General features: G+C 62.1%; 25 protein-coding genes and 1 pseudogene. 20 read left to right on the top strand and 6 right to left on the bottom strand.

The window, feature by feature from the left end; translation table 11 throughout:
* Nucleotides 1-97 precede the first annotated feature (97 nt).
* The 3 genes from P0D73_RS07080 (at nt 98) to P0D73_RS07070 (ending at nt 3,107) form a co-directional block, all read left to right on the top strand.
* Nucleotides 98-1,276, top strand: coding sequence for a 4-hydroxybenzoate 3-monooxygenase (locus P0D73_RS07080; protein ID WP_132374263.1), 1,179 nt, complete (start codon nt 98-100; stop codon nt 1,274-1,276).
* Nucleotides 1,277-1,487: 211 nt separating this feature from the next.
* The gene (locus tag P0D73_RS07075; RefSeq protein ID WP_408430551.1) at nt 1,488-2,144 is read left to right on the top strand and encodes a TetR/AcrR family transcriptional regulator; all 657 of its coding nucleotides are present in this window, start codon (nt 1,488-1,490) and stop codon (nt 2,142-2,144) included.
* 183 nt (nt 2,145-2,327) lie between these two features.
* A complete protein-coding gene (locus P0D73_RS07070) occupies nt 2,328-3,107 on the top strand; it encodes a ParA family protein (protein ID WP_408180729.1) in 780 nt (259 codons plus the stop codon).
* 22 nt (nt 3,108-3,129) lie between these two features.
* Here P0D73_RS07070 and P0D73_RS07065 read toward each other — a convergent pair.
* Nucleotides 3,130-4,383 (bottom strand): annotated as a pseudogene (locus tag P0D73_RS07065) (Hsp70 family protein).
* A gap of 277 nt (nt 4,384-4,660) precedes the next feature.
* On the opposite strand from P0D73_RS07065, the gene P0D73_RS07060 reads away from it, so the two are divergent.
* The 15 genes from P0D73_RS07060 to P0D73_RS06990 all read left to right on the top strand — a co-directional run bounded on the left by P0D73_RS07060 (nt 4,661) and on the right by P0D73_RS06990 (nt 18,581).
* Entirely contained in the window at nt 4,661-5,797 is a 1,137-nt protein-coding gene (locus tag P0D73_RS07060; protein ID WP_342960346.1) for a porin, read from the top strand.
* 162 nt (nt 5,798-5,959) lie between these two features.
* Nucleotides 5,960-6,697 carry a GntR family transcriptional regulator gene (locus P0D73_RS07055; RefSeq protein WP_408180728.1) on the top strand — a complete coding sequence of 246 codons (738 nt, stop codon included), beginning with the start codon at nt 5,960-5,962 and terminating at the stop codon, nt 6,695-6,697.
* Nucleotides 6,698-6,879: 182 nt separating this feature from the next.
* A complete protein-coding gene (locus P0D73_RS07050) occupies nt 6,880-7,863 on the top strand; it encodes a substrate-binding domain-containing protein (RefSeq protein ID WP_408180727.1) in 984 nt (327 codons plus the stop codon).
* 35 nt (nt 7,864-7,898) lie between these two features.
* A complete protein-coding gene (locus P0D73_RS07045; protein ID WP_408289980.1) occupies nt 7,899-8,897 on the top strand; it encodes a tripartite tricarboxylate transporter substrate binding protein in 999 nt (332 codons plus the stop codon).
* 46 nt (nt 8,898-8,943) lie between these two features.
* Entirely contained in the window at nt 8,944-9,324 is a 381-nt protein-coding gene (locus tag P0D73_RS07040) for a VOC family protein (RefSeq protein ID WP_132374268.1), read from the top strand.
* Nucleotides 9,325-9,512: 188 nt separating this feature from the next.
* Entirely contained in the window at nt 9,513-10,031 is a 519-nt protein-coding gene (locus P0D73_RS07035) for a tripartite tricarboxylate transporter TctB family protein (RefSeq protein ID WP_408289977.1), read from the top strand.
* 12 nt (nt 10,032-10,043) lie between these two features.
* Entirely contained in the window at nt 10,044-11,591 is a 1,548-nt protein-coding gene (locus tag P0D73_RS07030) for a tripartite tricarboxylate transporter permease (RefSeq protein ID WP_408289975.1), read from the top strand.
* Nucleotides 11,592-11,678: 87 nt separating this feature from the next.
* The gene (locus tag P0D73_RS07025; RefSeq protein ID WP_408430547.1) at nt 11,679-12,251 is read left to right on the top strand and encodes a chromate transporter; all 573 of its coding nucleotides are present in this window, start codon (nt 11,679-11,681) and stop codon (nt 12,249-12,251) included.
* Nucleotides 12,241-12,777 carry a chromate transporter gene (locus P0D73_RS07020; RefSeq protein ID WP_132374272.1) on the top strand — a complete coding sequence of 179 codons (537 nt, stop codon included), beginning with the start codon at nt 12,241-12,243 and terminating at the stop codon, nt 12,775-12,777. Before P0D73_RS07025 ends, P0D73_RS07020 begins: the two co-directional genes overlap by 11 nt.
* A gap of 16 nt (nt 12,778-12,793) precedes the next feature.
* Nucleotides 12,794-13,435, top strand: coding sequence for a glutathione S-transferase family protein (locus tag P0D73_RS07015; RefSeq protein ID WP_408430544.1), 642 nt, complete (start codon nt 12,794-12,796; stop codon nt 13,433-13,435).
* 285 nt (nt 13,436-13,720) lie between these two features.
* On the top strand, nt 13,721-14,440 hold the full coding sequence (locus tag P0D73_RS07010; RefSeq protein ID WP_408310972.1) for a FadR/GntR family transcriptional regulator: 720 nt from the start codon (nt 13,721-13,723) through the stop codon (nt 14,438-14,440).
* Between the two features lie 161 nt (nt 14,441-14,601).
* Nucleotides 14,602-15,369, top strand: a complete 768-nt coding sequence (locus P0D73_RS07005) for an SDR family oxidoreductase (protein ID WP_132374275.1) — start codon at nt 14,602-14,604, stop codon at nt 15,367-15,369.
* Between the two features lie 81 nt (nt 15,370-15,450).
* The gene (locus P0D73_RS07000) at nt 15,451-16,743 is read left to right on the top strand and encodes an MFS transporter (RefSeq protein WP_408180721.1); all 1,293 of its coding nucleotides are present in this window, start codon (nt 15,451-15,453) and stop codon (nt 16,741-16,743) included.
* A 44-nt stretch (nt 16,744-16,787) separates the two neighbouring features.
* Nucleotides 16,788-18,035: an enolase C-terminal domain-like protein gene (locus P0D73_RS06995; protein ID WP_408180720.1), complete on the top strand. Its 1,248-nt coding sequence runs from the start codon at nt 16,788-16,790 to the stop codon at nt 18,033-18,035.
* Between the two features lie 294 nt (nt 18,036-18,329).
* Nucleotides 18,330-18,581, top strand: a complete 252-nt coding sequence (locus P0D73_RS06990) for a hypothetical protein (RefSeq protein ID WP_408180719.1) — start codon at nt 18,330-18,332, stop codon at nt 18,579-18,581.
* Nucleotides 18,582-18,645: 64 nt separating this feature from the next.
* On the opposite strand, the gene P0D73_RS06985 is transcribed toward P0D73_RS06990, so the two are convergent.
* Nucleotides 18,646-18,894 (bottom strand): hypothetical protein, encoded by a 249-nt coding sequence (locus P0D73_RS06985; RefSeq protein WP_132374279.1) that lies wholly within the window; start codon nt 18,892-18,894, stop codon nt 18,646-18,648.
* A 78-nt stretch (nt 18,895-18,972) separates the two neighbouring features.
* Entirely contained in the window at nt 18,973-19,356 is a 384-nt protein-coding gene (locus P0D73_RS06980; RefSeq protein ID WP_132374280.1) for a hypothetical protein, read from the bottom strand.
* 790 nt (nt 19,357-20,146) lie between these two features.
* Between P0D73_RS06980 and P0D73_RS06975 the strand changes: the two genes are divergently transcribed.
* Nucleotides 20,147-21,079, top strand: a complete 933-nt coding sequence (locus P0D73_RS06975; RefSeq protein ID WP_408180717.1) for a TauD/TfdA dioxygenase family protein — start codon at nt 20,147-20,149, stop codon at nt 21,077-21,079.
* Nucleotides 21,080-21,090: 11 nt separating this feature from the next.
* On the opposite strand, the gene kdgR is transcribed toward P0D73_RS06975, so the two are convergent.
* From kdgR to kduI, 3 genes are all read right to left on the bottom strand, one after another.
* The gene (gene kdgR, locus P0D73_RS06970) at nt 21,091-21,963 is read right to left on the bottom strand and encodes a DNA-binding transcriptional regulator KdgR (protein WP_132374282.1); all 873 of its coding nucleotides are present in this window, start codon (nt 21,961-21,963) and stop codon (nt 21,091-21,093) included.
* Between the two features lie 100 nt (nt 21,964-22,063).
* Nucleotides 22,064-22,834 (bottom strand): 2-dehydro-3-deoxy-D-gluconate 5-dehydrogenase KduD, encoded by a 771-nt coding sequence (kduD, locus tag P0D73_RS06965; protein WP_408430539.1) that lies wholly within the window; start codon nt 22,832-22,834, stop codon nt 22,064-22,066.
* Nucleotides 22,835-22,886: 52 nt separating this feature from the next.
* Complete coding sequence (gene kduI / locus P0D73_RS06960; protein WP_408233502.1) at nt 22,887-23,723, bottom strand: 5-dehydro-4-deoxy-D-glucuronate isomerase; 837 nt, start codon at nt 23,721-23,723, stop codon at nt 22,887-22,889.
* Between the two features lie 270 nt (nt 23,724-23,993).
* Here kduI and kdgT point away from each other — a divergent pair, with 270 nt between their 5' ends.
* Nucleotides 23,994-25,010 carry a 2-keto-3-deoxygluconate transporter gene (kdgT, locus tag P0D73_RS06955; protein WP_408183591.1) on the top strand — a complete coding sequence of 339 codons (1,017 nt, stop codon included), beginning with the start codon at nt 23,994-23,996 and terminating at the stop codon, nt 25,008-25,010.
* The last annotated feature ends 25 nt before the right edge of the window (nt 25,011-25,035 follow it).

Genomic DNA, 25,035 nt, shown 5'->3' with positions numbered 1-25,035 from the left:
AAACTGGATACAGCCTATCCACCATATCGCGTTGCGCGATACAGCACGTGATCGTCAAACTGAGTGCAAATCTAACGCCGCATTCAGGAGACAACTCATGCGCACCCAAGTTGGCATCATCGGTGCCGGCCCTGCGGGCCTGCTTCTTTCCCATCTTCTTCACCTGCGCGGTATCGACTCCGTCGTGCTCGAGTCGCGCAGTCGCGATCAGATCGAATCCACCATTCGTGCCGGCGTGCTTGAACAAGGCACGATGGACCTGTTGACCGAAGCCGGCGTCGGCGCACGGATGAAAGCAGAAGGCGCACTGCATCACGGCTTCGAACTGGCTTTCGAAGGCAAGCGGCACCGCATCGACCTGACCGGACTCACGGGGCATTCGATCACGGTTTACGCGCAGCACGAAGTCATCAAGGATCTCGTCGCGGCACGCGTGGCCGATGACGGCAAGCTGCGCTTCGGCGTCTCGGAGACGTCGATTCACGGCATCGATACCGACACGCCGTCGATCCGCTATCGCCACGAGGGCGAAGCGTACGAATTGCAATGCGACTTCGTGATCGGCTGCGATGGTTCGCAAGGCGTGTCGCGCGCATCGATTCCGCAGGCATTGCGCAAGGACTTTGAGCGGGTGTACCCGTTCGGTTGGTTCGGTATCCTGTGCGAAGGGCCGCCGTCATCGGATGAATTGATCTACGCGCGTCATGAGCGAGGCTTCGCGTTGATCAGCACGCGCTCGCCGAATGTGCAGCGCATGTACTTCCAGTGCGATCCGAAGGACTCCGTCGAGAACTGGTCCGACGACCGCATCTGGGCGGAACTGCATGCACGAGTCGATTCTCACGACGGCCAGACAATCGTCGACGGCAAGATCTTTCAGAAGAACATTGTCGGCATGCGCAGTTTCGTGTCGAACACGATGCAACATGGCCGGCTGTTTCTCGCGGGCGATGCGGCGCATATCGTGCCACCCACCGGCGCGAAGGGCATGAATCTGGCGGTGGCCGACGTGCGTGTGTTGACCGAGGCGCTGAACGCGTTCTACGTCGAGAATCGCACGGATCTGCTCGACAGTTACAGCACGACCGCACTCAAACGCATCTGGCGCGCCGAGCATTTCTCGTACTGGATGACCAGCATGATGCACCGTATCGAGGGCGCGTCGCCTTTCGAGCAGCAGCTTCAGGTGGCCGAACTCGAATACGTGACGACCTCGCGCGCGGCGGCCACAGTGATGGCGGAAAACTACGTCGGCATCGCGGGCGCGCATGCGTGAGCGGGCAGGGCGCGTTGCATTGGATGATATGGCGGCGCCTTTCAGTGACGATCTGATCGCGCTGAAAGACGGCTAGCCCGCTGGCGATAAAACTCGCCATGTCCGATCACGGCCATCGTTTTTTCTCCAGAAGATCCGCGTGCCCGGCGAACCTCTGGACCCGCGCCGGGAATGCGAGCATATTGCTCATATTCCCATTCAGGAGTCACACTTGGCTACTCGCATTGCCGCGCCACGCGGCGCGATGCGCAAAGCGCCGCAGCAAGCGCGTTCGCGGGCCACCATCGACGCCATTCTCGACGCGGCGGCTCACATTCTCGGCGAGCGCGGCTGGGAAGGGCTTACCACTAACGGCGTAGCGGAAGCGGCGGGCGCGAGCATCGGATCGCTGTATCAGTACTTCCCGAACAAGCTGGCGCTGATCGAAGCCGTGCGTCGCCGGCACTTCGACGATGTGCTCGCAGTGCTGCATGCCGCGGCGAACTTCGAAACCCCGCGCGTGAAACGCATCACGGTGCTCGTCGACGGGATGATCGCGGTACACAGCCGGCATCCGGCGGCACACCGCGTGCTGCTGGAAGAGAGCCCGCGCGGCGAGGATTCGCGTAGCGCTCACGATCGCTTCGATGTGGAATGCACAAAGGCGTACGAAACGCTGTTCAGGGCCAACGTTCGCGGCGTTGCCGAACGCGGCTGCGTGGGTGCGCGAGTGCTCGCAGGCGCCCTTGCTGGCGCCGTCCACGAAGCGGCACGGCAGGGGCAGCTTGCGTCGCCCGTCTTGCGGCGGGAACTCATCGCGCTGGTGGATGCGTACCTGTCGAGGCTGCGGCCGCTCGGCGAGAAGCCGGTCAGTCGACAAGCGCGCTAACCCCGATGCGCATCAACTCAATTCCGGACCATCGCCATGACCCAGAACGTATCGCCCCGGCATGGCCCGATTGGACGCAGGTGAAGGGCTTCGAGAACTATTCATAAGGCCGCACCTCGCGCTGTCATTTTGCCAGGGTAAGCTGTGCCTTTGGTGCGTTCTTCAAATAAGGGGCAGAGGTCCATGCGGCGTGTCATATTCAACCAGAAGGGCGGTGTGGGCAAATCGACCATCGTATGCAACCTGGCGGCCATCAACGCCAGCGAGAACCTGCGTACGCTGGTCATCGATCTCGACCCGCAAGGTAACTCCAGCCAGTATCTTCTTGGCAAGCAGGCCAGCGATCTCAAGCCCAACGTCGCGGACTTCTTCGAAACGGCCTTGAGTTTCAGTTTCAGGCCGACGCCGGTCTCGACCTTCATTCACCCCACGCCGTTCGAGAACCTCGACGTGATGCCCTCCCATCCGGATCTCGACACGCTGCACGGCAAGCTCGAATCGCGCTACAAGATCTACAAGCTGCGTGACGCGTTGAACGAGCTGGATGAGTACGACGCGATCTACATCGATACGCCGCCGGCGTTGAATTTCTACACGCGTTCCGCGCTGATTGCGGTCGAACGCTGCCTGATTCCGTTCGACTGTGACGACTTTTCCCGCCGCGCCTTGTACACGCTGCTCGACAACGTCAAGGAGATTCAGCAGGATCACAACGCCGGACTCGAAGTCGAAGGAATCGTGATCAACCAGTTTCAGCCGCGCGCGAGTCTGCCGCTTCAACTGGTCGAGGAACTGATCAGCGAGGGCTTGCCTGTGCTGGAGTCGCGATTGTCGACGTCCGTGAAGATTCGCGAGTCGCATCAGTATGCGAAGCCGATGATTCACTTCGATCCGCGTCACAAGCTCGCCCACGAATTCATGGCGTTGCATCGGGAATTGATTGGAGCGGGCGCCGCGGGGTAACACCGCCGTCACGAATCTCCAGCTAACCGAACACCCGTTTTGCGTGGATGCCGAGGCCGGTAGCCACGCTCGCTAGCGGGTCGCCGAACACGAGTTCGGCTTGCGCAAACAAACGCACCCGCAATCGCGCGCGTCAACGACGCGAGCCCCGTCGAACCGCCGGTGAAATACACGGCGTCGACTTTGCCCGCAGCGATGCCGGCCAGCCGCGCAGTTTCCCGCGCGGCGTGAACGATCCGCGTTCTTTCTTCGCGCATGGCTTCGACGAGTTGCTGTTCATCGAAAGCGACGCTCAGGTCCGGCTCGATCGGGTCGATCTCGATGAGCGTGTCGCCCCCGGCCGCAATCGCAATCTTTGCCCGTTCCGCACTCGCGGCGAGCGCATGGCCGAGCCGCCGGTCCACCACCCGCATCAGCCGGTCATGATGAACCGGGTTTCGATACAGATGGCGCATGAGCCGAAGCTCGGTTTCTCGTTTAGGCGTGTAGAGCGAGTTGATAGATGCCAGGTCTCCAGATCGAAGTAGGCGCGATTCGGTATTTCGCGTCCTTCGGTGTCCAGACTGCGATACCCGGCCTCTCGCAGAATGGCCGCCAATTCGACCCGCCGATCCACGTCCGTTCCGGCGACATGCACGCCGTGATGCGCGAGCACATCTTCCTTGCGATCCACCCTCGACATTCGCTGCGGACCCACCCGCACCATTGAGAAATCCGAGGTGCCTCCGCCGATATCGGCGACCAGCACGATTTTTTCTTCTCCGAGCCGCGATTCGTAGTCGAAGGCGGCGGCAAGCGGCTCGTACTGGAACTCGACGTCGCGAAAACCCACCGAGCGGGCGGCCGCTTCGAGCTGCCGTTGCGCGCGGGCATCGGCAGCGGGGTCGTCGTCGACGAAGAACACCGGGCGCCCGAGCACGGCCTGATCGATTGGCGCGCCGAGCAGCGTTTGCGCGCAGCCCTTCAGATGGCCGATGAACATCGCGATCACGTCGAGATACGGGATTGCCGATCCATCGCCCAAGGCCGTGCTGGATTCCGCAATGCCCGTCCCGAGAATGCTTTTGATGGCGCGCATCAGGCGGCCGTCGAAACCGTCGACGTAGGCCGCCAGCGCGGCGCGTCCGAATACGTGAACCCGTTCGTCATGGTTGAAGAAGATGGCCGTCGGCAGGGTGGTCGCGCCTTTTTCGACGGATGCGAGTGCGATGCGGTGGCCGTCAGGGACCGCCACGGCTGAATTTGAGGTGCCGAAATCTATTCCGCAGTAAGCCATATCGATGCTGTGCGTCAGGAAAACCATAGGCGTGTAAAATGTTGACATTTATCATAAAACCTTCGACACTCCGTTTCAAGTTGTGACGCACCAGCGGAACCGGCTCTCACGGCAGGTTGCGTCGCCGGAGCAGGCAAGTGCGGAATTCGGCTGTAAGGCAGTTGAAGGTGGAAGTTCGAGGGCGCCGGTTGAGGCCGAAACCCGAAGCGAGGAATTCCTTTCAATCTGATATAAAAATTAGGAGACTTAAGTGAACACCCACAAGGCTCAGAAGCTGATGTGTGCCGTAGCAATAGGAGGGTTGGCTGGCGCGGCCCACGCGCAGAGCAGCGTGACTCTTTATGGATTGATCGACGCCGGCATCAGCTACGTCAATCATGCGGAGAACGCGTCCGGCGGCAGCTCCAGTCTCGTCAAGTTCGACGACGGCATCAACGGTGGCAACCGCTGGGGTTTGAAGGGTGCCGAAGACCTGGGCGGCGGTTACAAGGCCGTGTTCACATTGGAAAATGGTTTCGGTCTGGGCGACGGTACGCTCAGCCAGGGCGGCGCGCTGTTCGGCCGGCAGGCTTTCGTCGGTATATCCAAAAGCGGCGTGGGCGCATTCACGATGGGGCGCCAGTATCCGTTCTCGCACGACTATCTGAACCGGTATTCGACCGGCGGCCTGACGGCCGGCGATGCTTATGAATATCACATCGACACGCTCGATCTGCTGACGTCGGTGCGGATCAACAATTCGGTGAAGTTCGACAGCGTGCGGTTGTACGGCTTCAAAGTCGGCGCGATGTACGGTTTTTCCAATGCGGCGGGCGAGTTCGGCGGTTCGAACGGCGACAACGGCAACGGCGGTTCGTCGCGGACGTACAGCTTCGGCGTCGACTATCGCAACGGGCCGTTCAGCATGGCCTTTGCCTATACCGACATCACGTATCCATTGCAGGAAGTGCCGCCGCTCAAGCTGACGCTCGCCAATCTGGACCCGCTCGGCGAGCGTGATCTGCGAACCCTCGGCATCGGCGCCAAATATCAGTTCGGCTCGGTGCTCGGTTACGCGCTATGGACCAACACGCGGCTCGAGAACCTGGACCACAGCGCCGCGACGCTCAACATCTACGAAGGCGGCGTGGTGTATCAGGTCAATGCGCCGCTGGTGGCCGCGCTGGGCTACACGCGCACGCAGGTTCGAGGATCCGCCACGGGCACGTGGAACCAGATCAACAGCAGTGTCGAGTATTCGCTGAGCAAGCGCACCAGCGTTTATGCGCTGGCGATTTACCAGAAAGCGTCCGGAACGAATGACGGCGTGCCGGTTCAGGCGATGATCGGCAAAACGACGAGTTACTTCGGCAACTCGGGCAGCGACGCGCAAAACCAGTTGGCTTTCCGGATCGGGATGCGGCATCGGTTTTGAGGGGGAGGGCAGAAGCACGTCGGCGGGTTTCAGGTTGGTCTGACGTGAAAATGTCAGTGAGATGGCAGGCGCGTCAGGCCCGCCGCACGGGCGTTCCGCAAGGATGAGATCGTGAAAAGTAAAGTGTTGACATTTTTCAGGGCGCCACCTAGACTCGTTTTCATGGACACTGATCACATCTCCCCTACCGTCTCTCTAGCTGATTTCCGGGCGCATACGCTGACCGGTGTCGTGCAGCACGAGATCGAGCGAATGATTCTGAGCGGCGAGTTGAAGCCGGGACAGCGGCTCAATGAGAAGGCCGTCGCGGACAAGCTTTCGGTGAGCCGCGGGCCTGTGCGTGAGGCATGTCGCGCGCTGGCTGAACTGGGCCTCGTGTATCTGATCCCGCAGCGCGGCGTATTCATTCAGCGCGTCACGCGAGACGATGCAATCGAAGTCTACGATCTGCGCGCAGGCCTCACGGCATTGTCGGCGTCGTTGCTCGCGCCGCTCTTGACGGACGACATGGCAACCCAGCTCGACGCGTATGTCGACGAGATGCAGGAAGCCGCGCAGAAAGGCGATTTTTCGCGATTCGATCCGTTGAACCTCGAGTTCCACGACTACATCGTGCGATCAACGGGGAACTCGCGATTGATCAAGCTCTATCGCGGCTTCGTCAAGGAATTTCATCTGTTCCGGGTGCATGGAATGGTTCAGCGCGGCGCGCTGCTTCAGTCGAATGAAGAGCACCGCGAAATCGTCAATGCGCTCAAATCGCGCAACGCGAGCCTGAGCTACGAGATGAGTTTCAGTCACGTGTCGAAGGGCAAGGAGCGCATGCTTGTCGCGTTGGACGGCATGGTGAAATCCGGCGAGGAAGCTGCAGCGCCGCCGGCCACGGATCAGATCGCCTGACCAGGCCGGTTACCAGAAAAACCGAAGCACCTCCGCGTTTAACGAGCGCGGATTGATGGGCACCCAACGTCGAGTCGGGCGCAGCAGTATTAGTTTGCACTACGAAAGACGTAAGCGTATTTCAGATTTATTTTTGAGCACTCTTCCCCAGTTTCTATACCAGCCTACGGCGCTTTACTTCTATGCTTGAACTATCGCTGGCTTGTCAGATTACCGACCGCACACGTGCGCTGATCGACGGAAAGGTCGCGATCGACGGATGCAAGGTCAACTTCGTGAATGGGCCTGCCGAAGAACTCTTTCAACGTGCGTTCCGCCACGGCGAATTCGATATCTCGGAACTGTCGCTGGGCACGCATCTTTTGACCACCGCTCGTGGGCAAACCAGTTACATCGGCGTGCCGGTGTTTCTGTCACGGTCGTTCCGCCATTCGGCGATCTATATCCGTACCGATCGCGGCATTGATTCTCCGCAAGCGCTAAAGGGCCGCCGCATCGGCGTGCCCGACTTTCAGCAGACGGCGGGCATCTGGGTGCGCGGCATGCTCGCCGATGAATACGGTGTGAGCAGCCGCGACGTGAAGTGGGTGATCGGCGGCCTCGAGCAGGCTGGCCGCGAGGCGCGGGTGCCTTACAACCTGCCGTCCGCTATCCAGGTGGAACCGATCGCCTCGGACCAGACACTCGCGCGCCTGCTCGACAAAGGCGAGATCGACGCGCTGATCGCGCCGAAACCACCATCGTGCTTCGGCCGCAATGAACACGTGCAGCGCCTTTTTCCCGCTTTCCGCGAAAACGAGGAAGCGTGGTTCCGCAAAACACGGCTGTTCCCGCCCATGCACATGGTCGGCATTCGCCGCTCGCTCGTCGAACAGCATCCGTGGTTGCCGGTCAATGTGTTTGCCGCGTTCAGGAAGTCGCGCGATATCGCGCTCGGCGAACTCGCGATCACCGACACGCTGCGCGTAATGCATCCGTGGATCACATCCGAATACGAGTGCGTCAAATCACTGATGGGCGATGACTACTGGCGCTACGGTCTGAAAGAGAACCGTACCGACCTCGACACGTTGCAGCGCTATGCGAAAAGCGACGGCCTGATCCAGGACGAGGTGCCGATGGAGAGACTCTTCGCCGCCAGCACCTTCGACGCATTCAATTTTTAAACCGTCATAGAGCACCATAAACAGGAGACGAAGTGATGAGGAGGAGGCTTGAGACATCGAGTGTCGCGCGTGGCATCTGTGTTGCGTTGCTTGCAGCGTGCGCGACGCTCGCGAATGCCGCGGACGCATGGCAGCCTCGACGGCCGGTCGAGATCGTGGTGCCGAGCGCGCCGGGTGGAGGACTCGACCTGGTCGCGCGCACGCTGCAGAGCGTGATTCAGCAGGAGAAGCTCTCGACCAAACCGGTAACGGTCATCAACCGTCCGGGCGGTGGCGGCACCGTCAGTATCGCGTACATCAATTCACACGAAGCCGACGGCCATTTCGTCACGGTTCAGGCGCTGCCGCTGATCACCAACCGGATCACGGGCCTTTCCACGGTAGGCATCGACGACGTGACGCCGCTTGCCGTATTCGTCACCGAACAGGTCGTGTTCTCGGTGCCGGGCAATTCGCCGATCAAATCGGGCAACGATCTCGTGCAGATGCTCAAGAAAGACCCGACCAGCGTGACGCTGGGCGTGTCGAGTTCGCCCGGCGGCCAGAGTCACGATGCCGCGGCGCTGGTCATGAAGGGCGCCGGCCAGGATCCGAAGAAGATCAAAGTCGTGTTCTTCGATTCAGGCGGTGAAGCATTGACGGCGCTGATGGGCGGCCACGTGACCGCGGCTGCGACGCCCGCCGGCGTGGTGCTCGGACCGAGCAAGTCGGGCAGCGTGCGCATGATCGCGATTCCCGGCGGCACGCGTCAAGGCAGCGAACTGGCGAACGTGCCGACGTGGAAAGAGCAGGGCATCAATGTGGACTTCACGACCTGGCGCGTGCTGGTCGGTCCGAAGAACATGACGCCTGCCGAAATAGCATGGTGGGACAACGTATTGCAAAAGGCCACTGCGTCACCGGAATGGGCTGCAGCCGTGAAGCGCAATCTGTGGACCGCCGACTACAAGAACAGCACTCAGACGCGTGCTTTCCTTCAGGGCGAGCGCAATCGCCTGACCCCTCTGCTTGGCGAGCTTGGTATCGCGAAGTAGCGAATTTTTCTTTTAACCCGCAGTACCTATCGACATGGAGATCCATATGTCACGCATCGTTCACCTCGCAGTCAAGGTCGACGACCTCGAGCAGGCCACGCGTTTCTATACCGAAGTGTTCGGCTTCAAGGAAGTGAAGACCGGGCGCAACCGCGAACACATTTCGCGTCACATGACCGATGGTCACATCGACTTTACGCTGATGAAGTACGACAGCGAAGACTCGCACGAAGCGCAGATCGCGGGCGCCGGTCCGCGTCTGCACCACTGGGGCGTCACGGTCGACGACCAGGAAGCCGCTGCCGAGAAGATCAAGCAGTACGGCGGCGAGATTCTCTCGGCAAAGGGCGAGGGCGCACTCAAGTTTCGCGCACCGGACGGCACGATCGCCGAAGTGGTGAAGCCGGGCCGCTACAACGAGAAGTGATGCGGCGCTGTCGTTGCTGACAGTAGTGGCGCACGGGGGCAACCCGGCGCAAGCGGCGCGCGCGGCATGCGCGGCATGGCGCGCAAGCGGATCAACGAGCACGACTACGCGAGTCCGCGCGGACTGTGCGAACCGTCGGTGGTCGCTGCGTTTGGCGACCACCAACGGAGTCGAACTCTGGAGGAGACATGAAAAGCATCAGAAGCGACGTATGGCTCGCATTCTGCGTGATGGCGCTCGCCGCCGTGTACCTGTACATGGACATGCGTTTGCCGGAAGTCCGGCTGAGCGATCCGCTCGGGCCTAAAGCGTTTCCGGCTCTCGTCGGCGTGGGATTGATCGCCTCGGCGCTCGTCCTTCTACTCGAAGGGCGCGGCAAGGCGCATGCGCAAGCGGCCGAACCGGTTCCCGCACCAACAGTGGCCGATGCGGAGCATGGCCACGCGGAACATGCCGTGCCGGAGCCGAAGCAACGTCCGTTCATTCTGATCAGCATGGTTGTCTGGACCGCCATCTATTACCTGTGTTTCGAGCCTGCCGGGTATGTACTCTCGACCTCGGTCTTTCTGTTTGGCTTGCTCAGCTATTTCAATCGCCAGCGCCACAAAACCAATCTCGCCATCGCGCTCGGCGTGACAGTGGTTTTCGATCTGCTGTTTTCCCAGCTTCTCGGCGTTCCGGTGCCGACCGGCCTTCTCCCATTCTGAGGCGTTCGCATCATGGACAGTCTGCATGGCATTCTGCACGGACTCGCGGTTGCCGCGACGCCGATGCATCTCATGTATACGCTTTTCGGCGTTTTCATCGGCACGATGATCAGCCATTTGCCGGGCATCGGCCCATCGGCGGGGATTGCGTTGCTGATTCCGGTGACCTTCGGCATGGATCCCATTTCCGCGCTCATGATGCTCACCGGCATTTACTACGGCTGCATGTACGGCGGCGCGGTCACGGCGATCCTGCTCAATACGCCGGGCGACGCCGCAGCGGTGATGACGGTGCTCGACGGCTATCCACTGGCGAGGAAAGGCAGAGCGGCCGCGACGCTGGCGATTGCCGCCGTCAGCTCGTTCATGGCCGGCATGATGGGTGTGACCGCGCTCGCGTTCGTGGCGGCGCCGCTCGCTGCCGTCGCGCTGCATTTCGGACCCACTGAATACTTCGCGCTGATCTGCTTTGCGTTGTCGACGGTCGGTGCGCTCACCGGCGACTCGCTGGGCAAGGGCATGATGGCAGTGTTCATGGGACTCGGTCTCGCGACCGTGGGCATCGACCTGCAAAGCGGGGTGCCGCGTTTTACGCTCGGTCTCACGCAATTGCAGGATCGCGTGAATTTTCTGGTGGTCGTGGTGGGTCTTTTCGCGATTGCCGAAGTCAGCCGGATGGTCGAAGGCACGTTGGGCGGCACGCTGCATACGGTGCGTGTCGAAGGCAAGCTGTGGTTCACTCGCGCGGAGTGGCGGCGCGCGCGGCCCGCGATCTTCCGCGGCTCGGCAGTCGGCTTTCTCTGCGGCGCGGCGCCGGGCCTCGGCGGCACGCTCGCGGCCATGCTCTCGTACGTGCTGGAAAAGAAAATCTCGAAGCATCCGGAAGAGTTTGGCCACGGCGCCATTGAAGGTGTCGCGGCGCCGGAAGCGGCGACCAACGCGGACACGTGCGGCGCGTTCGTGCATCTGCTGGCGCTCGGCGTGCCGGGTTCCGGCGCGACGGCGGTGATCATGGGCGCGTTCATCATGTACGGCATGCAGCCGGGCCCCATGCTGTTTCACACGCAACCGGATCTCGTGTGGGGGCTCATCGCGAGCATGTACGTCGGCAACATCATGCTGTTGCTGCTCAATCTGCCGCTCGTGGGCATTCTGTCGCGCATTCTGTACGTGCCGTCCGGCGTGCTGCTCTGTTTAATCCTGGTGATTGCGTCGGCGGGGGTGTATTCGTTCAGTAACGACGTGTTCGATCTTTTCCTTGCGCTGTTCTTCGGCATTGTCGGTTACGCGTTTCGCAAGTTCGATATTCCCAAGGCGCCGCTGCTGTTCGGGCTGATTCTCGGCCATACGCTCGAGCAGTCGTTCCGTCAGGCGTTGACCATTTCGAATGGCGATCCGAGCGTGTTTCTTCGCAGTCCGATTGCCGCAAGTCTGCTCGGCTGTGCTGCCATTAGTGTGGGGGCTTCGATCTGGAGCCGTCGGAGAAAGTCGTCGAAGCTCGTGCGGGAAGTAGAAGAGCAGGTCGCAGCCGCGCATCGGCTGGCGAACGAGCGGCATTGAGTTTCATCCCACGTTTTGCCGGGTTTTACTTATGCATGCAGCCGTCGCTGCCTGCGCCGCGATATGACCAGCAGAAGGAAAGCCCGCATGCAATCACTATCCGAGCGCAAGTCGAGCGACGTGTCGTTGCTGGAGATTCTCCTGCTGTTCGCGCGGGTCGGACTGACGAGTTTCGGCGGCGGCCTGTCCGCATGGATTTACCGCGAGGTGGTCACGCAACGAGGATGGCTGGAAGAAGATGAATTCCTCGGCGCGCTGACGCTCGGCCAGATCTTGCCAGGCTCGAACGTGATCAATCTGTCGATCTATGTCGGCTACCGCATGAAAGGCGCGATCGGCAGCACAGTGGCCGTGTCAGCCTTGCTCGTGCCGCCCATGGTGGTGATCGTTCTGCTCGCCACCGTGTTTCATCAGTTCGCGCAACTCGCGTGGCTGCATGAGTTTCTCGAAGGTGTCGCCGCGGCGGCGATCGGCATGACCGCATCGATGGGCTTTCGTACCGCGCGCTCGCTGCTCGCGGTACAACGCTGGCCGCTGGTGATGATCGTCGCGGTTTTCGTTGCGGTCGGCGTGCTGCGCTGGCCGCTCGTGCCGGTCGCTATCGTGGCGGGGGCCGCCGGACTGTATGTTGCATGGAGGAGCGGCCAAGGTGCGCGATAACATCTATCTGCAACTGATCGCGGTATTCGCGCCGTTGTCGCTTCTCTCGTTGGGCGGCGGGCAAAGTATCGTCGCAGATATCAACCAGCAGACGGTGGCGATCCACGGTTGGGTGACGCAGGCCGAATTCGTCGACCTGTTCGCGATCTCGCGCGCGGCGCCCGGACCGGGCGCATTGCTCACGACGTTGATCGGTTGGAAGGCGGCGGGCTTCCTCGGCGCGGTGATTGCGTCGCTCGCACTGTTCGTGCCGTCTTCGGTGCTCGCCTACGGTGCGACGCTGGCGTGGACGCGGCACAAACAGCACCCCTGGCATCGGACGGCGGAGCAGGGCCTCGCGCCGATCGCTACCGGGCTGATTCTCGCCGGCGCGTTTTCCGTGCTGCGAGCTTCTTCGTCGACGTGGACGATCTGGGCGCTTGCCGCCATCGCGTTGAGCCTCTTTCTTTCGCGGCCGAAAATGAATCCCTTGATCGTTCTGTTCGCCGCGGGTCTCGTGAATGTGATAATCGGCCACGTTCTCTAGCTAACGAGGTATGGCAATGCAGGTCTATGGCAGGCGCAGTTCGATCAACGTGCAGAAAGTGCTGTGGTGTCTCGCCGAACTGGGTTTCGAAGAGGGGCGGGAGTTTTCGCGCATCGACGCGGGACTGGAGTACGGCGTGATCGACACGCCGCAATATCGCGCGCTCAATCCGAATGGACTGGTGCCGACGCTCGTCGACGGCGAGTGCGTGTTGTGGGAGTCGAACACGATCGTCCGTTATCTGGCCGCGAAATATGATGCGCAGACGCTCTTGCCGTCCGACCCGGCTGCCCGTGCCGATGTCGAGCGCTGGATGGACTGGCAACTCGGCACGCTGTGGGCGACGTTGCGCGTCGCGTTCCTCGGGCTGACGCGTGTGCCGGAGGCGCAACGCGATTACGACGCGATCAAGCGTTCATATCGTGACGCAACGCGGCTCCTGGGCATTGCCGACGCGGCCCTCGAAAAGCACGACTATCTCGCGCAAGATCGCTTTACCGCGGCCGATATCGGCGTCGGGCTCGCGGCGCACCGTTGGGTGCAACTGGCTGAGCGCTTCCCCGAGAAGTTGGAGGCTCCGCCGCCGTTGCCTTCCTTAAACCGATGGCTTCAGGCGATCAAGGCAAGGCCGGCGTTTTCCGTGGCGGTCGCTCCTTAAGTGGCTATCTGGGCGGCGAATAGTTGCGCGTTCTATCGTCGCCTATGTCTTCCTTTGAAGAAATCCGGTACGTGCAGGGTTCTGTGGCCATAAGCAATCGACGGCGCGTGCCATGACCGCCAAATGATCTGACATTTGCCGCCAGAATCCGCACCCGCCGCCCACCAGCCCGTCCGCTCGGGCATCTCAATCCATTCCTTCCGACACCCCGGGTCAACCCGCATTGCCATGTCACGTTCTTGCGACTATCTTTCTACATCATACGTATGACCTAGAGAGTGAATCGTGGCAACTTTGCACAGGCAGGTCCTGAACCAGATGGGCGAGCAGATCTGTTCAGGCAAGTTCATGCCCGGCGATATTCTTCCCGCCGAGCCCGTGCTTGCCGAACAGATGCAGGTGAGCCGCATCACCATCCGCGAGACGATGAAGTCGCTGTCCGCCAAGGGCATGCTTCAGGTGCGCCGCCGCTACGGCACCGTCGTGCTGCCGCGTTCGCAATGGCAGTTGTTCGACCCGGACGTGATCACATGGCGGGCGCGCGCGGGCGCCGTCGAGCCGGGTCTCATCGAAGATCTGATGGAGTTGCGTCTGATCATCGAGCCGAACGCGGCCCGGCTCGCCGCGAAACGCGCGACCGCGGAAGATCGCGTTGCGGTCCGGCGCGCGTTCAAGCTGATGGAGCGCGCGGTCGCCGGGCACGGCGAATATGTTCCCGCCGACCTTGCGTTTCACGGCGCCATTCTCACGGCCTGCCACAACCAGTTTGTCCAGCAGATGCAGAACGCGCTGTCGGCGATCCTGCGTACCAGTTTCGAACTCAGCTCGGAGATCGAGGGTGGGCCGGCTCGTTCGCTGCCCATGCACGAGGCGCTGTGCGTGGCGATCGAGCAGGGCGATCCCGTGGCGGCGGAACAGGCCGTGCTTACGCTGATCCAGCGCGCCGAGCAGGACTTCGAGGACCGTGCCGCGCTCGATCGCAGCGCTAGCGAGAAGCCCGTCTGACGAATCGCCTGAACCACGCAACACGACCACACGGGGCGGCCTCTTAGGCGGACCGTCCAGAAGCAGCGCTGTTGCATCCCCAACTCATTTATCGCGGCTGTCATGACGACACGCGAGGGGCGCACTCGCGCCTCGTTACCGAACCTCGAGAGGACACTTGCATGACACAGTTATTCGATCTGAGCGGCCGCACGGCGCTCATCACCGGATCGGCGCGCGGCATCGGCTTCGCGTTCGCCGAAGGCCTCGCCGCCGCCGGCGCCGGCGTGATCCTGAACGGCACGCGCGCCGACACGGTGGCGCAAGCCGTTGAGCGGCTCAGCGCCAAAGGCTTGAAAGCACAAGGCCGCGCGTTCGACGTGACCGACGAAGCCGCCGTCGCCGAAGCCTTCGCGCAATGGGACAAGGACGGTGTGCAGATCGACATCGTGATCAACAACGCCGGTATCCAGTTTCGCAAACCGCTCGTCGACCTCGAACTGAGCGACTGGCAGCGTGTGATCGACACCAACCTCACGAGCGCATTCATCGTCGCGAAGCAGGCCGCGCGACGCATGATCGCGCGCGGCACGGGCGGCAAGATCATCAACATCGGGTCGCTGACGAGCGAGGCCGGGCGAGCGACGGTCGGCGCCTATACGGCGGCGAAGGGCGGCATCAAGATGCTGACCCGTGCCATGAGCGCCGAGTGGGCGGCCGCGAACATTCAGGCCAATGCCATTGGTCCGGGCTACATCCTGACCGACATGAACAAGCCACTGATCGAAAACGCCGCGTTCGATGCGTGGGTCAAGAACAGCAATCCTTCGCAACGCTGGGGCAAGCCGGAAGAACTCGTCGGCACGGCGGTGTATCTGGCGTCGCCGGCTTCGAGCTACGTGAACGGCCAGATCATTTACGTGGACGGCGGCTGGCTGGCCGTACTGTAAAGACCGATTCGCGCGGGTAGAGCACAACCAAAACACCGCCCGCGCCAGATAGTGAGTATGCCGTACCGATCCGGAGACATCATGGAAAGCGTCAAACCCGTAGCACCCCAAAGATGGTGGTATCTGATGCCCATCATCTTCATCACCTACAGCCTCGCCTATCTCGATCGCGCGAACTACGGCTTCGCCGCCGCGGCCGGCATCGATCGCGATCTCGGCATCACGCACGGCACGTCGTCGCTGATCGGTTCGCTGTTCTTTCTCGGGTACTGCCTGTTTCAGGTGCCCGGCGCGATTTACGCGCAACGCAACAGCGTGAAGAAGCTGATCTTCTTTAGCCTGATTCTCTGGGGGCTGTGCGCGGCGGCCACCGGCATGGTCAGCAACATTCCGATGCTGATGGTGCTGCGCTTCGTGCTCGGCGTGGTTGAGGCGGCCGTCATGCCGTCGATGCTGATGTACATCAGCCGCTGGTTCACCAAGACCGAGCGCTCGCGCGCCAACACCTTCCTGATTCTCGGCAATCCGGTGACGGTGTTGTGGATGTCGGTGGTGTCCGGCTATCTGGTGCGCAGCTTCGGCTGGCGCGAGATGTTCATCCTCGAAGGTTTGCCCGCGCTCGCGTGGGCGGTTGTCTGGTGGTTCACGGTGAAGGATCGCCCGGCCGACGCGCCGTGGATGAGCGATGCCGAAAAGACCGAACTCGACGCACGCCTGAAAGCCGAGCAGGCGCATATCGCACCAGTGCGCGACTACAAGGCCGCGTTCCGCTCGTCGATCGTGTTGAAGTTCTGTGCGATTCACGCGTTGTGGAGCATCGGCGTGTACGGCTTCATCATGTGGCTGCCGTCGATCCTCAAGACGGCGTCGACGATCGACATCGTCTCGGTCGGCTGGCTCGCCGCGGTTCCGTATCTCGCGGCGATCATCCTGATGCTGCTCGCGTCGTGGCTGTCGGACAAGACGCGCAACCGCAAGCTGTTCGTCTGGCCGCTGCTGCTGGTGGGCACGATTGCGTTCGTGGCGTCGTACCTGATCGGCGGCTCGCATTTCTGGATCTCGTTCGCGCTGCTGGTCGTGGCGGGCGCAACGATGTACGCACCGTACGGTCCGTTCTTCGCCCTCGTGCCGGAGCTGATTCCGGGCAACGTGCTGGGCGGCGCGATCGGTCTGATCAACGCGTGCGGCGCGCTGGGCGCGTTCGCCGGCTCATGGGTGGTGGGATACCTGAACGGCGCGACCGGCAGCCCGGCGGCTTCCTATATTTTCATGGCGGGCGGCCTGCTGTCGTCCGTGATCCTGATGATGACGGTGCCGGCGAGTTCCGATGAACGTGCGAAGCGCGAAACATCGCTGTCGCTGCATCGCACGTAACGCTAGTCGATCGAACTCATTGGCTGAAACCTGGCAGATAGAACATGGCAACCCTGATTACCGATGTAAAAGTCATCCTGACCGCGCCGGAAGGCATCAACCTGATCGTCGTCAAGGTGGAAACGAACCAGCCCGGTCTCCATGGCCTGGGATGCGCGACGTTCGCCTACCGGCATGTCGCGGTGCAGTGTCTGATCGAGGAGTATCTGCGGCCGCTGCTGATCGGGCGCGACGCGGACGCGATCGAGGAACTGTGGCAACTGATGCATCAGAACGCGTATTGGCGCAACGGACCGATCGAGAACAACGCGATTTCCGGCGTCGATATGGCGCTATGGGACATCAAGGGCAAGCTGGCGAACATGCCGCTATACCAGCTGTTCGGCGGCAAGTGCCGCGAAGGCGTGCCGATCTATCGTCACGCGGATGGCCGCGATCTGAACGAGTTGTGCGAGAACATCCAGAAGTATCGCGAGCAGGGCATCACGCACATTCGCTGCCAGAGCGGCGGGTACGGCGGAGGCGGCTTCGGCAAGGCGCCGGCGAGCGCGCCGCAAGGCGCCGCGGACGGCGTCTATCTCGACAGCCGGAAGTATATGCGCGACACGCTCAAGCTGTTCGACGGCATTCGCAGCAAGATCGGTTTCGACGTCGCGCTGTGTCACGACGTGCACGAACGTTTGAAGCCGGTCGAAGCGATCCGCTTCGCGTGCGAACTGGAACGGTACGAGCTGTTCTTTCTCGAAGACGCGATCGCGCTGGAGGAGGGGGAATGGATGCGCCAGTTACGCGCCAAAACGACCACGCCGCTGGCACAGGGCGAGCTGTTCAACAATCCCTATGAATGGCGCTTCCTGATCACCGAGCGGCTGATCGACTTCATCCGCGTGCATCTCAGCCAGATCGGCGGCATTACCGCCGGACGCAAGCTGCAGATCTTTGCCGAGCAATTCGGGGTTCGGACGGCGTGGCACGGCCCCGGCGACATGTCGCCGCTGGCGCATGCGGCGAATATTCATATCGATCTGGCCGCGCGCAATTTCGGGGTGCAGGAATGGTCGGGCACCGAGCCGCCGAACTTCGTGATTCAGGACCTGAAAGGGCCGAGGGCAGCCTTGCTCGATGTCTTCCCGGGCCTGCCCGAATTCAGGCAAGGTTACGTGTACGCCAACGACAAGCCGGGTCTCGGCGTCGATATCGACGAAGCCGAGGCCGCGAAATATCCGTGCGAAAACAGCGTGACGACGTGGACACAAACGCGGCTGAAAGACGGTACGCTGCAAACGCCGTGAAGCACCCGAGTTTGTCTGGCACGTTAGCCCCACGACTGTTGCGCCGCAAAAAACGCGACTGTACGCGCAAGGCAGAACAGTCTCTCCATTGATGTCCGGGAAACGGCTGGTTTCGAGCAAATGAAATTTAAAAAACAATCGCTGAACAGCCGTTTTTCATTGTAGTGGCAGCAGCAACAGTGAATTCAGGATTGGCGGATTTATCCCGCCGCGCTGGCCACCTACACTCAAGCTACCGCTGCAACGACAGCCCTATCCGCAGCGCGTAGAAAGACAATCTTTGGAGGTGGTTTCATGAAGTCGCTCATTCAAACCGTTGCTATCGCCGTTGTTCTTGCCGCGCCGGTAGCCGCGTTTGCTCAGTCGTCCAACGAGCCTGTATCGCAAGGCGCACAGGCTGCGCAAGCACAGGCCTTGAGCCAGCAAGGCGCGGCTCAAGCCGACAATAGCGGATATGGTTCAGCCAGCGTTGGCTCGTGGCAAGCAGGTCAGAGTAACAACACGACGGTCAGCTCGTACTCGCCGCCGATTCGCAACGCGCGTTAAGCGATTCACGAAACGCGCGGCGAGCACATCGCCGCGCGCAAATCCTATTGTCTTCTTCTGTCTTCTATGACGTGCGCAACAGTGTCATCTCGTTGTGCAGCAACGCCAGCAAATCATCATCGCTAGGCCGCGTGCCCCAGTGCCGCGCGCCCGCCACTGACGCAATCGCGATCCACGAGTGAGGTGGAAACCATTCGCGCAACAGTGTGCCGTCCTGACGCAAACACAATTGACCGGTTTGTTCGCTATATTCGGCGCAGATCAGCGTGTTGTTGATTTGCGCGGTGACTCGTCTTGGATCGCTGCGTAGCAAATCGTCGCTCCTACAGAAGGTGTGGCGCGAATGCGTGCGCGGCACGGCCGCGTCATCGACGCGGCCGCGGCCTATGCATCAATGATCGCCGTGCCCGTGGCCGTGGTCGTCGCCATGACCATGCCAGCCGTTATCGTGACCGCGCCAGTCGCCGTGCGGACCACGCGCTTCATGCCACTCGCGTCCGCCGTGATGTCGATCTTCCCACTCGCGCCGTTCCCAGTAACGGTGGCCGTCGTAATAGCGCTCGCCGTACCAGCCCGGACTCACCACGACCACCGGCGGAGCCGGCGCATAGACCGGCGGTGGCGGCGGGGCATACACGGGTTCGGGCGCATAAGCGACGCCCGGAATGCCGATGTTCACGCCCACATCGACGTGGGCCAGCGCGACCGACGATGCGCCGATTCCGAGACCCGCGACAATCGCCATGGACAGCCAGCGGTTTTGTGATTGGTTCATGTTTTATTTCCGGCTTCTACGATGGTGAGTGGAAAGTCTTGCGCGGCTCGCGCTCAATAGCGATCGTGATAGTGGTTGTGGTAGCCGCCTTCCGGCACCACGATGCAACCGCCCAATGCGCTGCCGAGGGTGACAGCCAGAATGACCAGCGCGAAAATTCTTTTCATGACATTGCTCCTGTTTCCTTGTGACCCGAACTCTACTGAGCCGCGGCATTTCCGGTGTGTTTGTGTGTAACAGGACGTGTCGATTGCGACGCATGCCGGCAAGGCGCGCGTCGCTTCAATAGCGTGCGTCAGCGCGCAGCGACGAGGTAGGGCTCGGCGGGCAGTTGAGCGCGCAAGCCATTGAACGCGTTGCGGAAAAGACGGCGTGGTCGCGCGTCTCGCGTGTTGCGGAGCGCTGAACGGCGCGTGTAGTGGCAGCCGTCAAGCGTGTAGTGGCGCCTATCGTTGCAGCTATGCCGTACAGATACATTCGGTTGCAGACTAGCTGTGCCGACTGGCATCGTCGAGCGATTTTGGGACGCGACCCGTGCGTGTGCATGCGTTCGCGCGATGCGCGCGCCTCGATAGCGAACCTGAGCGGCAGCATCGCGGCGATATCGGCGCCATCGCGTCCATGCGCGATCCTCACGACGTCGCATGTGATAAGCACATGAAAAACAAGTGTTTTACGCGCGCCGCCAAGACTGGTTAGATCGCTGGGTCGGCTGTGTGTCAGTCCGCGCGCCGGCTGACACGCTGAGCCGCCTCGTCCTCGATCGTCCTCACACCAGGAGTTGCATAGCATGTCGAACCTCAGTCTCGCGACGTCCAACGCACTGGACATTCATCCCGTCACTGGCCGCATCGGCGCGGAAATTCGCGGCGTACGCCTGTCGAGCCAGCTTGAGCCGGCCACCGTCGAAGCGATTCGTGCGGCGCTGGTACATCACAAGGTGATATTTTTCCGCGACCAGACGCACTTGCAGGACGCCGATCAGGAAGCCTTCGCCAAGCTGTTCGGCGAGCCGGTTTCGCATCCCACGGTGCCGGTGGTGGACGGCACGGACTATCTGCTCGAACTCGACTCGAATCGCGGCGGCCGCGCCAATTCATGGCACACGGACGTGACCTTCGTCGATGCCTATCCGCAGGCGTCGATCCTGCGCGGCGTGACGATTCCCGAAGTGGGCGGCGACACGGTGTGGGCCAACACGGCGACCGCCTACGACGATCTGCCGCCGCCGCTCAAAGCGCTCGCCGATCAGCTCTGGGCCGTACACAGCAACGACTACGACTACGCGAATCACACCAGCGTCGGCGAGCGTGGCCGCGACGCTGAAGCGATCAAGCGTCATCGCGAGGCGTTCGTGTCGACGCGTTACGAGACCGAGCATCCGGTCGTGCGCGTGCATCCGGAATCCGGCGAAAAGACGCTGATTCTCGGGCACTTCGTAAAGAGCTTCGTGGGTCTCACGCCGAGCGCGTCGGCGCATCTGCTGGAACTGCTGCAAGGCTACGTGACGCGTCTGGAGAACATCGTACGCTGGCGCTGGCAGACGGGCGACGTCGCGATCTGGGACAACCGCGCGACCCAGCACTACGCGGTCAACGACTATGGCGACGCGCACCGCGTGGTGCGTCGCGTGACGCTGAAGGGCGACGTGCCGGTGAGTGTGGACGGCCGCCGCAGTTTCACGCGCAGCGTGCAGCCGAATCCGGCGGCGAAGGCTGCCTGACGGCTTGTGGTTCAGCCCGGCTCGGCGGCGATCTGTTGCGGCGCCGGCGCTTGCCGATAACCGAGCCGCGTCGAGATCGCGAGGCCCGATTTCTTGAGCAGCGCGACATAGTGCGACTTCGTGTCGGCGCCGCAGCGCATGGTCGGAAACGAAATCGACAGGCCGGCGATCACGCGGCCGAAGCGGTCGAACACCGGCACCGCGAGACACCGCAGACCTTCTTCCTGTTCCTCGTTGTCCTCGCCGTAGCCTTGCTCGCGCACGTGCGGCAAGATGCTCAGCACGGCTTCGGCGGACGAGAGCGTCTTTTGCGTCGACTTGCGGAATTCGACGTGCGAGAGCACCTCGCGCGCGTCGGCCGGGTCCATCCACGCGAGCAAGACTTTGCCGATCGCGGTGCTGTGCAGCGGGTTGCGCCGGCCGATGCGCGACTGCATGCGCAGCCCGTAGTCGGCGTCGATCTTGTGAATGTAGATGATGGCGTCTTCGTCGAACGCGCCGAGGTGCACCGCCTCGCGCGTCGCTTCACCGATGCGGCGCATCTCGACGTCGGCCTCGCGCACCAGATCGACACTTTCCAGCGCCTTCGCGCCGAGTTCGAACAGACGGATGGTCAGCCGGTAGCGCTCGGTTTCCACTTCCTGCGTCACGTAGCCGAGCGCCTTGAGCGTCTGGATCACGCGGTGCACGGTGGTCTTCGACATGCCGAGCCGTTGCGACAGTTCGCTGATGCCGATCTGTCCGCTGTCGCCGATCGCGCCGAGAATCGCGAAGACGCGGCCGATCGACGAGGCCGATTCGCCGCGTTCGCCGCAGTCGGCATTCTCCGCGTCTTGCGCCTGTGCGGTGCCGTCGTCCTTGCGCTGTTTGCCTGTTGATGCCATTTCCGTCTTCCCTGTCTATCTGTACCCGCGACGTTCCCGCAATGCCGGCACACGCCGGCGAGGCGCCGAGAGCATACCGCGTCCGGCGCGCGCTGCCGAGTCAGCGCGCGAGCCAGCCGCCGTCCACCGCCAGTGTATGCCCATGCACGTAGTCCGAAGCCGACGACGCGAGGAACACCACCGGTCCCGCGAGATCGTCCGGCGTGCCCCAGCGGGCGGCCGGAATGCGGCTGAGAATCTCGTCGTTGCGCTGCGCGTCGTCGCGCAGCGCGGCCGTGTTCGCGGTCGCCATGTAGCCCGGCGCGATTGCATTGACGTTAATGCCTTGCGACGCCCATTCGTTCGCGAGCAGCCGCGTCAGTCCGAGCACGCCGCTTTTCGACGCCGTATAGGACGCGACGCGGATGCCGCCTTGAAACGACAGCATCGACGCGACGTTGATGATCTTGCCGCCGCTTTGCTGCTTCACGAACTGCCGCGCGGCGGCCTGCGAGAGAAAGAACAGGCTTTTCAGATTGACGTCCACCACGGCGTCCCAGTCGGCTTCGGTGAAATCGAGCGCGTCCTCGCGGCGGATGATGCCCGCGTTGTTCACCAGCACGTCGACGCGGCCGAAGGCTTCGACCGCGGCGCGCACGATGTCCTCGACCGGCGCGATCGAGCCGAGATCGGCGCGCACGTCGGCGAAGCGGCGTCCGCAGGCTTCGACGCGTGCTGCGGTGTCGCCGGCGTCGGCACGGCTTACGCCGACGATGTCGCAACCAGCGGCGGCAAGCGCGACCGCCATGCCGGCGCCCAGGCCCGTGTTGCTGCCGGTGACGATGGCGACGCGGCCGGTGATATCAAAGGGGTTCACGATGTTCGAGCCCATGTCGTGCGGTCGTAGTGGCAGAGGTCAAAAAGCGGCGTAAAAAAGCGGCCCATCAACGCAAGTCCCGAACCGCGACGTGATCCATGTCGCTGAACACCTGGTTTTCACCGACCATGCCCCAGATGAACGTGTACGCCTGCGTGCCGACGCCCGAGTGAATCGACCAGCTCGGCGAGATCACCGCCTGCTCGTTGTGCACGAGAATGTGCCGCGTCTCGTTCGGCTCGCCCATCATGTGAAAGACGGCGGCGTCGTCGGCGACGTTGAAGTAGAAATACACCTCCATACGGCGCTCGTGCGTATGGCACGGCATGGTGTTCCACAGGCTGCCGGGTTCGAGTTTGGTCATGCCCATGGAAAGCTGGCAGGTGGGCAGCACCTCGGGAACGATGAACTTGTAGATCGTGCGGCGGTTGCTCGTGGCGGGGTCGCCAAGAGTTTGCGGCGAGGCCTGCGCGAGCGAGATAGTGCGGGTCGGATACGACGTGTGAGCAGGCGCGCAGTTCAGATAGAACTTCGCCGGACGTGCGGCGTCGTCGCTGCCGAAGGCGATGGCCTGCGCACCTTGGCCGATGTAGATCGCCTCTTCGTTGCGCACTGTGTAGCGCGTACCGTCCACGTCGACCCAGCCGTCGCCGCCGATGTTGATCGCGCCGAGTTCGCGCCGCTCCAGCAGATAGCTCACGCCGATCGTCTTGCCGAGCGAACTGGGCACCTCGACCGCGCGCGCCACCGGCATCACGCCGCCGACGATGATCCGGTCGATATGGCTATAGGTCAGCTTCAGCGCATCGCGCTCGAACACCTGATCGACCAGAAACGCCTTGCGCAGCCCGTCGGTATCCAGCGTCTTCGCGTATTCGCTGTTGATGGCCTGTCTCACTTCCATTGTTCTTTCTCCGCTGGGGTTGTGGGCTCGACTGTAGCGCAGAAATACAGTTTCGGAACAGTGGTCCGAAAATATTGCGACGCCGCATCACGGCTGGCAAGGCTTTCAAAGAACACGCGGGTAAACGATGAGCGCTATTTCTAACAGAAACGGAACAGCGTTCCTTTCACGGTGCTATATTGCGCCGAAAGGGAGCAGCCCGGCGTCAGAACGGGGACATTACCCAGGGTGAATTACCCAATAACTGGACGCGAAGTCCATGGAGGAGGCATGAAGCTCAAGAAGGCCATCGACCGCATTCCTGGCGGCCTGATGTTGGTGCCGTTGCTGCTCGGCGCCTGCGTCCACACGTTTGCGCCGGGCGCGGGCAAGTACTTCGGCTCGTTCACCAATGGGTTGATCTCCGGCACCGTGCCGATTCTGGCGGTGTGGTTCTTCTGCATGGGCGCGACCATCGATCTGCGGGCGACCGGCACGGTGCTGCGCAAGTCGGGCACGCTGCTGGTGACGAAAATGCTCGTGGCGTGGATCGCGACGATCATCGCGTCGCACTTCATTCCGATCGACGGCGTCAAGGCGGGGCTCTTCGCCGGCCTCTCGGTGCTGGCAATCACGACGTCGATGGACATGACCAACGGCGGTCTCTACGCGGCTGTGATGCAGCAATACGGGACCAAGGAAGAGGCGGGCGCGTTCGTGCTGATGTCGATCGAATCGGGGCCGCTCGTCAGCATGATCATTCTTGGCGCGACCGGCGTGGCGTTCTTCGAACCGCGTCTGTTCGTCGGCGCGGTGCTGCCGTTTCTGGTCGGCTTCACGCTGGGTAACCTGGATGGCGAATTGCGCGAGTTCTTCGGCCGTTGCGTGCATCCGCTGATTCCGTTCTTCGGCTTTGCGCTCGGCAACGGCATCGACCTCAGCGTGATCGCGAAGAGCGGCTTGCCGGGCATCGTGCTGGGTCTCGGCGTGATCGTCGTGACGGGCATTCCGCTGATTCTCGCGGACCGCTGGATCGCCGGCGGCAATGGGGCGGCGGGGCTGGCGGCGTCGTCGACGGCGGGGGCCGCGGTGGCGAATCCGGCGATCATCGGCGAAATGATTCCGAGCTTCAAGCCGCTGGTGCCGGCCGCGACCGCGATGGTCGCGACGGCCTGCCTGGTGACCGCCATTCTGGTGCCGATCCTCACGGCGATGTGGGTGCGCCGGCATCATGCGCGCGATGCGTTACGCGAGGAGTTCGCGGTGGCCAACACGCCGCCGCTGAATGAGCGGGATGTGCATGTGTAGAGCAGGGTGAAGGCGGCTCGCTTAC

Source organism: Paraburkholderia sp. RL18-101-BIB-B (assembly GCF_046026985.1).
Taxonomy (GTDB): domain Bacteria; phylum Pseudomonadota; class Gammaproteobacteria; order Burkholderiales; family Burkholderiaceae; genus Paraburkholderia.
Note: the sequence above shows the minus strand (reverse complement) of the source record. Positions and strands in the feature narration are given on the sequence as shown.